Origin of the sequence: Ruminococcus sp. B05 (genome assembly GCF_003628495.1) — a bacterium.
Taxonomy (GTDB): domain Bacteria; phylum Bacillota; class Clostridia; order Lachnospirales; family Lachnospiraceae; genus Schaedlerella; species Schaedlerella hominis.
The window spans coordinates 1-7,226 of the sequence record NZ_RBZR01000049.1; the positions used below are offsets into that span (position 1 = coordinate 1).

Genomic DNA, 7,226 nt, shown 5'->3' on the forward strand with positions numbered 1-7,226 from the left:
CATAATATCCATGATCTGCACCAACTAAAAAAAGCCTTGCTCCACCTCCGGGGAAATCTGATTGCCAATCGGCATTATCATTCTATCTAAATCAGCAGAATAATGAGTTTTTTTGTTGCGCCAGTTTCTCTTTATGGAGAGCTGGCGTTTTCTATTGCTGCTTTTTCAGGAAAGCTCCCAAAGTATACCGCTGCCGTTCCCCACTTCCGTTCGGTTCACCCGTCAACCACCCGTGAATCGAAATGGAGGTACATAATGAAAAAAGTCAATCTTAGGGATCTGTATCCCGATGTTTATAAAACCGATCACTTTGTAGAAGTAACCGAAGATGTATTGGAGACGATTCGTGCCGCTGAGCGTGCAGAAGCTGCCTATGACCGGAGGATGTATCGTTATAAGGCGCATTATTCCCTGGACTGCGACAACGGCATTGAAAATGCGATCCTGATGAAGCCCCAGACACCGGAAATGCTTCTGGAGGAAAAGCAGCTGCGGGAGCAGATCTATGCCGCTGTGATGACTCTGCCGGAGAAGCAGGCTAAGCGGATCTATGCCCGGTATTACTTAGGTATGCGCGTGAGTGAGATCGCCGCAGCGGAGGGGGTAGACCCAAGTCGTGTTCGAGACAGCATCCGGCGTGGGTTGAAACAGCTGACAAAGTATTTTTGAAAAAGTTTCGTTTGGTGCGCTCGTTTTTTGCTCTTTTTGTCAGAGTTAATAAGAAGGACAAGTTTTCCACCTTCAACAGTACTTTGATAATTTCATAGACAGCATAACAGGTACATAACCCGTGTACGAGCGAGTGTGAAACGCCGCGAAGATGGAGCAGCCAGGGAGGTGATGAACAAAGCTGCTTTGGAGCGATCTACGATTTCACAAAGCGGATGGTGGCAAATCCGGCGCGAGGACTGCACGGGGGCTTAAAGATACTTCCTCACGGCCTCCTAAAGACTTGGGGGGAACCCTGCGGCGCACGAGTAAAACGACGCTGCGGAGTTATGACAACCGCGCCAGCGGAGACCTGCTATGTTCCCATCGTCAGGGTTGCGTGGCAAATGTGGCGAGAATTGAGTCACATTAAAATAGGAAGCGATTACTTTCTTAGGTGGTCGTTTTCTATTCAAAATCAGATACCATGCGCTGGCAGTTTCGGCTGCCAGCGTATTCATGTGATTTTGAAAGCACGATGATAACCTTGACAGATTGGAGGGAATATGGTCTATGGAAAAACTTATTACACGAAAAGAAGCTGCTGAAATCTTAGGAATCAGCATCGCAACGCTGGATGCCGCCCGTAACAACGGCTTGATCTCTTATGTGCAGTATGTTCAGAATGGCTGTGTGTATTTTACTGCGGCGGGTCTCCAGGAGTATATCGCAAAATGTACGCACAGGGCAAAGCCTGTTGAGAGAAGCACAACTTACCGTAAGCCTCGAAGCGGAAGAGCGTGAGCCGATCCGTATCCTTGATGGAATCAGGAGTGTCTGATAAAACAAAGGTACAGCGCTGGAGATTATTCTTAGGAGGTGGAGGAATTGGCAAATAGAAAAATAATGCTTCCTCAATATGGCACAGTCATGAAAAGAGGTGTCCTATATTATAGGACCAGAATCAAAGATGCAAATGGAAAGCTCGTAGCTCTCTACGCAAAAACACCTGAAGAACTATATAACAAAGAAACGCTTGCGTTGGAACAGATTGAGAATGCCACTTTTCATCGGAAAACGCCCACAGTTGCAGAGTATTGTGAAAAGTGGCTGCTGATGCAGTCGGTTCATGTACGAGCTACTACTTTGACGGATTACACCTCAAAGGTCAGGCGGCATATTATAGCGGAATTGGGAGATAAACGGATGGGCGAGGTTAGCCTGGATGACATTCAGCTTGCCCTTGTTCCAGTTTCCAAGAAATCTACATCGGTTTATAAATCTGTGGTAATCCTTTACAAGTCTATCTTTCGCGCAGCGATGGAAAGCAGGATTATTGACCATAACCCAACGATTTATCTGACAACAAAAGGTGGCGGTGTCCCTCAAGAGGATCGTCAGGCTTTGACAGATGAACAGGTGGAGCGCCTTTTGGATGCTATCCGAAATTTGCCGCCTTATGTCTTTGTCATGATCGGTTTGTATGCGGGTCTGCGCCGGGAAGAAATTCTTGCTCTGCAATGGGATTCAGTATATCTGGATACGGATACTCCATATCTGACGGTAAGGCGGGCATGGCACACCGAACATAACAGACCGGTGATTTCGGATGAATTGAAAACAAAGGCAGCGGAGAGAAATATCCCCCTCCCTGTTTGTTTGGCCGAGTGCTTGAAAGCAGCAAAGGAAACTTCGACTTCGGAATATGTAGTTTCAAACCGGGATGGCGAACCGCTGTCCTACACGCAGTTTAAGCGGCTTTGGCAGTATATTGTTACGAGGACGGTCAAGGAGCGGAGCTATTATCGGTATGAAGATGGAAAAAGAGTAAAACATACTGTCACACCTGTCTTGGGAGAAAAGGCCGCTCATAACGGAAAAGTGGTTTACAGTCTGGATTTTGAGGTAACACCCCATCAGCTGCGGCATACTTACATCACCAATCTTATTCATGCGTCGGTAGATCCCAAAACGGTTCAATACCTGGCAGGCCATGAAAGTAGCAAGATTACCATGGACATCTATGCAAAGGTTAAGTATAACAGGCCGGATGAGCTGGTCAGATCAATGAGCTGTGCGTTTGCAAGCTGGGACACAGCACAGTAATAATAAAATAGGAAGTAAAGCAGGAGCGAGGCAAGGATGTCTCGCTCTTTGTTTTACATCAGCCGTATCTTTGATTAAATCGAGGCTTTCTGATAAAAAGAGAGTGTAGATACGGAGACTACACATTATCAAGAAAGGACGATCAAAGATGGCAAAAAAGAAAACACAGATCCCGAAGTACGGAACCATTACATTGAAAGGAATCCAGTATTACAGAACCAGGATTACGGATGCAGATGGCAAAGAGTTGAGTTTGTATGCCGCTACTTGTGAAGAATTGTATGAGAAGCAGTTAGAGGCCCGGAAGCAGGTGGAAGAAATTATCTTTCACCGGCAGCACCCGACAGTAGCCGAGTATGGAGAGAAGTGGCTGCTGATGCAGTCGGCAAAGGTGTCTGCGTCTACACTCAGAGGTTATACGAGGGATATGACAAACTATATCATCAAACCCCTGGGAGAGATGTATATGGAAGAAGTGACTGCTGACGATATTCGGCTGGCTCTTGTTCCATTGTCAAAGAAATCAGAAGGCTTATACAATAAGGTCAATATGCTGATCAAGTGCATTTTTTATACGGCAGAGCGAAACCAAATCCTTGAACACAACCCCTGTGCAGGAATATCCGGTAAAGGCGGAAAACCGACAAAAAAGAAGGAGGCATTGACAGATCAGCAGGTAGCCGTGCTTCTGGATACAGTCAAGGGGCTTCCTCCATATTTGTTTATTGTGCTCGGTTTGTATTCCGGTCTGCGCCGGGAAGAAATTCTTGCACTGCAATGGGATTGTGTATTTTTGGACGAGGATACACCTTATCTATCGGTAAGGCGGGCTTGGCGTACAGAGCATAACAGACCCGTGATTTCTACGGTGCTAAAAACTCCGGCAGCAAAAAGGGATATTCCGATACCAAAGTGTTTGGTAGAGTGTCTGAGAGAAGCGAAAGAAAATTCCATATCAGATTATGTGATTGCTGACAGCAAAGGGGAGCCGCTGGCTGCTTCGCAGTTTCAAAGAGTGTGGCAGTATGTAGTTGTCCGCTCCACTAAGCCCCGGAACTATTATAAGTATGTAAATGGGGAGAGTATCAAATATACGGTTACTCCAACGCTGGGTATGACCCAGAAGAATCAACCCAAAATCAAATATACGCTGGACTTCGATGTGACACCTCATCAGCTGCGGCACACTTACATCACCAATCTTCTTTATGCGGGTGTCGATCCAAAGACAGTGCAATACCTTGCCGGACACGAAAACAGTAAAACAACTATGGACATCTATGCAAAAGTGAAGTACAATAAACCAGAAGAGCTGTTTGGGGTAGTAAATGGTGCGTTTCATCAGGCTATCGCTGAATGAAAAAAGGCCGTTTTTTATGGTCCGCACACCGGATAACTGAGATGCAGAAAGCCGGAAAAGCCAGGAATATCAAGGGAAAACAGCTCAAAAACTCGCGCAATACGGTCTCAAAGGAGCTCGTAGAGCACCTCAGTTCAGCAAACGTTAATCGTTGTTGTTCAATATTGTATTTTCTATCCCGGAAGTATTTTGCTTCCGGGATTTTTCTAAAAATATCTAAAACAATCTATTATCAAAAATAAATTAAAATTCAGATTAGAAATCAAAATAATAATTCAGTAAAAATCCAGAGTAATTTAATAGAAGAGTGTATTGGAGTGTGGAGTATCTGCAAGATAGAGAAAAAGCAAGTTGTGGATGCAAATTTTTGCAGGGGAGTATCTGCAAGCAGAGAAAAAACAAGTTGCGGATGCATATTCTTGCAAATTAATAGAAAAAAGCATCTGCAAAGGTATTTAACAAGCCGATGCAGATACAACAGTTCTAAAAAAGGCATCTGCAAGAGCAGTTAACAAGCTAATGTAGATACAGCTGTTTATAAAAAATCATCTACAAGAGAACTATATGGGCTGATAAAGATATCCCCCCCAATATTCAAGTTAAGTAACTAAATCAAGAATAAATTAAGAACCAGAAGTAGGAGGCAAAATTGCTTATGCACAATTTTAAAGAAGCACTGATTGAAGAACAACAACGATTAGAGGAGATTATAGCCAGGGCGAAAATGGAGAATGCTCATATGCCGGAAGGATATTTAAGAATATCAAAGCACAAGAATAGATGTCGTTATTATCATTGTCTGACAGATCGGAATGGGACTTACATTCCAAAGAAGAACATAATATTAAGTAAACAATTGGCTCAAAAAGCATATAACAAATCAATTATAGATAAAGCAGAAGAGCAGCTTAGTCAAATAAATATAATATTAAAAGTAGATGCAGACGAAGAAATGAAAAAATTGTATGATTCCCTACATCCTGAACGGAAAAAATTGATCATTCCATTTGAGGAAAACTGGGAAGATAAGTTGCAAAAATGGTATGAAACATCCTATCAAGGAAAAGAATTTAGAGAAGGTACACCAGTTCTTCTGACTGAAAAAGGAGAACAAGTACGATCAAAATCAGAAAAAATATTAGCAGATTATTTTTACAGAAAGAAGATTTTATATAAATACGAAAAACCATTATATTTAAAAGGATATGGTATAGTATATCCGGATTTCACATTCTTATCTTCGAAAACAGAGCAAGAAATATATTGGGAACATGAAGGGATGATGGATAATCAAGAGTATGCAAGGAGTGCAGTGCGTAAAATAGAATCTTATCAGAAAAATGGAATTTATCCTGGAGAAAGGTTAATTCTTACTTTTGAGACTGAGCAGAATGTACTTAACCAGAATATAGTTGCAGGTTTAGTAGAAAAATATTTGTGAAGGCGGAAAAGCATCTGTAGAATTATTGCATGAGCAAATGAGGATACCAAAACGTTTAAAATGAATAGCGAAATAAAAAGATGTCACGTAGTGGTGTATTAAAATTATGTGGATGTAATTGAAGAAAAAATATGATATCATGTGAGCAACAAATCGTTATTTTTAGAACAAAATATTTCTATAAGATTAAGCAGATTTTAGTCAATATGAGCTGCTTATCATTGGATTTGATATATCACTTTTTAAAAGAATAGTTTATAATAAATACAAGTAGAAAAAAAGGAGATTTTAAAAAAGGAGGATTTGACATGAAAATTTTGAAAAGTATTCTTAATTATATTCCATTAGCCACGTTTCTCATATTTGTGGTTACTGATGGAATTTTTTCTCTAACATCGGCATTAATTTTTGTTATTTCCACGAGTGGTCTACTAATTAATTGGAAAAGAAAAAACAGAGATGAAGAATTAAGAAAATAGGAATTTGTGGAGGATGAAAAGATTATGATAAAGAATATCGCTATTGTCAGTTTATCGAGCGGAACAATAGGAGAGGATTTTGTTAAGCATGAGGTAGATATAGGAATAAAAAGGTTGAATGACTTTGGCCTGAATGTTCGATTTATGCCTCATGCCCTTAAAGGAATAGAATATGTCAAAAACCATCCTGAAAAGCGTGCGGCTGATTTGTTACAAGCCCTTAGTAATCCGGAGATTGATATGATTCTCTGTGCAATTGGTGGAGATGATACATATCGCTTGTTGCCTTTCCTCTTTGAACATAATGAACTGGCTGATGCAGTCTCCGATAAAGTATTTCTTGGCTTTTCTGATACGACGATCAATCATTTCATGCTTCACAAGGTTGGAATGAAAACGTTCTATGGGCAGTCTTTCCTTGCGGACGTCTGTGAACTGGACAAAGATATGCTCCCATATACAAAAAAATATTTTGAAGAACTGGTAAGTACCGGAACGATAAAAGAAGTCAGACCCAGCGAAATCTGGTATGAAGGAAGGACGGATTTTGGTATTGATCGAGTTGGCACACCTTTAAAATATCATCCCGATTATGGCTTTGAATTACTGCAAGGAAATTCTGTTTTCTCAGGAGAGATTCTTGGCGGTTGTATTGATTCCATTTATGATTTTTTTAATGGAGAACGCTATGTGGATATGCCGCTTTTTTGCAAGAAGTACAAACTATTCCCAGAGATTTCAGATTGGGTCGGAAAGATTCTTCTGTTAGAATCCAGCGAAGAGAAGATGTCTCCTGAAAAATACAGAAAAGCTGTACTCGCACTAAAAGAAACAGGCATTTTTGATGTGATTTCAGGTATTCTTATAGGAAAGCCGATGGATGAAACTTATGTGCAGGAATATAAACAGATACTGGTAGACGTAATTGATCATCCGAATTTGCCTATAGTGTGCAATATCAATATCGGACACGCCCAGCCACGTTGCATCATTCCATTTGGTGTTGTGGCAACGATCGATATTGATAATCAAGTAATCAGATTTGCAAACTGAGAGACAACTTCTAATTGAACAAAATCGCTGCGCGATGGCCTGCCAAGGCTGTGGCACAGCTTTCTTTTTCTCAATAATAAAATAGGCAATGGCAATTCTTACCAGTATTTGATATTGTAAAGTTACCACACAAAACAAT

General features: G+C 41.1%; 7 protein-coding genes. All 7 read left to right on the forward strand.

Annotated features, from left to right (window positions below; all coding sequences use genetic code 11):
- Positions 1-255 precede the first annotated feature (255 nt).
- The 7 genes from D8Q48_RS16715 (at position 256) to D8Q48_RS16750 (ending at position 7,087) form a co-directional block, all read left to right on the forward strand.
- A complete protein-coding gene (locus D8Q48_RS16715) occupies positions 256-669 on the forward strand; it encodes a sigma-70 family RNA polymerase sigma factor (protein WP_121057340.1) in 414 nt (137 codons plus the stop codon).
- Between the two features lie 552 nt (positions 670-1,221).
- Positions 1,222-1,452, forward strand: a complete 231-nt coding sequence (locus tag D8Q48_RS16725) for a helix-turn-helix domain-containing protein (protein ID WP_117751504.1) — start codon at positions 1,222-1,224, stop codon at positions 1,450-1,452.
- 84 nt (positions 1,453-1,536) lie between these two features.
- The gene (locus D8Q48_RS16730) at positions 1,537-2,754 is read left to right on the forward strand and encodes a site-specific integrase (RefSeq protein ID WP_121057342.1); all 1,218 of its coding nucleotides are present in this window, start codon (positions 1,537-1,539) and stop codon (positions 2,752-2,754) included.
- 148 nt (positions 2,755-2,902) lie between these two features.
- Positions 2,903-4,114 (forward strand): site-specific integrase, encoded by a 1,212-nt coding sequence (locus D8Q48_RS16735; protein ID WP_121057344.1) that lies wholly within the window; start codon positions 2,903-2,905, stop codon positions 4,112-4,114.
- 655 nt (positions 4,115-4,769) lie between these two features.
- The gene (locus D8Q48_RS16745) at positions 4,770-5,555 is read left to right on the forward strand and encodes a hypothetical protein (RefSeq protein ID WP_121057348.1); all 786 of its coding nucleotides are present in this window, start codon (positions 4,770-4,772) and stop codon (positions 5,553-5,555) included.
- A gap of 308 nt (positions 5,556-5,863) precedes the next feature.
- The gene (locus D8Q48_RS17345) at positions 5,864-6,034 is read left to right on the forward strand and encodes a hypothetical protein (protein WP_172697022.1); all 171 of its coding nucleotides are present in this window, start codon (positions 5,864-5,866) and stop codon (positions 6,032-6,034) included.
- 24 nt (positions 6,035-6,058) lie between these two features.
- Positions 6,059-7,087, forward strand: a complete 1,029-nt coding sequence (locus D8Q48_RS16750) for a S66 peptidase family protein (protein ID WP_121057349.1) — start codon at positions 6,059-6,061, stop codon at positions 7,085-7,087.
- Positions 7,088-7,226: the final 139 nt, after the last annotated feature.